The sequence below is a fragment of the Streptomyces macrosporus genome, assembly GCF_039533145.1.
Lineage (GTDB): Bacteria > Actinomycetota > Actinomycetes > Streptomycetales > Streptomycetaceae > Streptomyces > Streptomyces macrosporus.
In genome coordinates this window covers 55404-56602 of record NZ_BAAASZ010000037.1, presented here as the reverse complement: position 1 = coordinate 56602, position 1199 = coordinate 55404, and the positions used below count along the sequence as shown (strand labels likewise).

At 70.6% G+C, this 1199-nt stretch carries 2 protein-coding genes; both read left to right on the top strand.

Going from position 1 to position 1199, the window contains the following annotated elements:
• Positions 1-697 (top strand): TerD family protein (locus ABD335_RS26115; RefSeq protein WP_344327908.1); only part of this gene is annotated, 697 nt, incomplete at its 5' end.
• A gap of 288 nt (positions 698-985) precedes the next feature.
• Positions 986-1177: a hypothetical protein gene (locus tag ABD335_RS26110; RefSeq protein ID WP_344327907.1), complete on the top strand. Its 192-nt coding sequence runs from the start codon at positions 986-988 to the stop codon at positions 1175-1177.
• Positions 1178-1199 lie beyond the last annotated feature (22 nt).

Below are 1199 nucleotides of genomic sequence, written 5' to 3'. Positions count from 1 at the left end.
GGCGGCGCCGCAGGCACCGGCCGCTCCTCCCGCGCCCGCGGCCGCGATGCCGCCCGCGCCCCCCGCGCCGGCCGCGGTGCCGCCCGCCGCCCCGGCACCGGCTCCCGCTCCCGCGGGCGGGAAGATCAACCTGGACAAGGGACGGGTGAGCCTGCGCAAGCACGAGACCGTCTCCCTGGTCAAGGGCGGCAGGCCGCTGCTGTCCTCGGTGCGGATGGGGCTGGGCTGGGAACCCGCCTTCCGGGGCAAGAACGTCGACCTCGACGCGTCGGTCATCGCGTACGACCCCAACCGCAAGAAGATCGACAACTGCTACTTCGGCAAGCTCTCCATCCTCAACGGGGCGATCCAGCACTCCGGCGACAACCTCACCGGCGAGGGCTCGGGCGACGACGAGACCATCACCGTCCACCTGGGCGGCCTCCCTCCCCAGGTGACGGGCCTGGTCTTCACGGTGAACTCCTTCTCCGGGCAGAAGTTCACCGAGGTCGCCAAGGCGTACTGCCGCCTGATGGACGCCGGCACCGGCGAGGAGCTGGTCCGTTTCGACCTGACCTCCTCCGAGCCGCACACGGGCGTGCTGATGTGCAAGCTGATCCGCCAGTTCTCGGGCGAGTGGGAGATGACGGCGCTGGGCGACTACGTCGACTCGCGCACGGTCCGCGGCATGGTCAAGCCGGGCGGGGCGGCGCTGTGAGGGCCGCACGGGGCACTCGGGGGCCGCGGGACGGTTCGCGCGCCGGGGCGTCGGCGGGCGGCGCCGCGTCCCGACGGAGCGACAACGGAGTGATACCGGAGCGATGACGGAGTGATATCCGTCGCACCCCCGCGGGGGAACCGCGCCCCTCTCCGAGCGACACGGTCCACATGTTCGCAGGTCAGACACAATATCGACGTCTTGTGAAGCATTTCGTGTTTAAACCATGCGGGAGAGGGGGACGGAAAGTGACCTGCCACTGTCATACTCAGCCCCTAGGCTGGTTCCATGTCCACCACTCCCGAGCAAGGAACCACTCAGCCCCAGCGTCCGACCCCCGCCCAGGCGAACGAGGCGCTCCGCGCCTTCGTACGCGCCCACGGAGACCGTCCGTGGACCCGGAAGGAACTGGCGGAGCTGGACAGGTTGCGGGTCCTGTGGCGGGAGGCCGGGCAGGACGGGATGATCACGGCGGCGTGACGCACACGTGACGGGGGGCCCC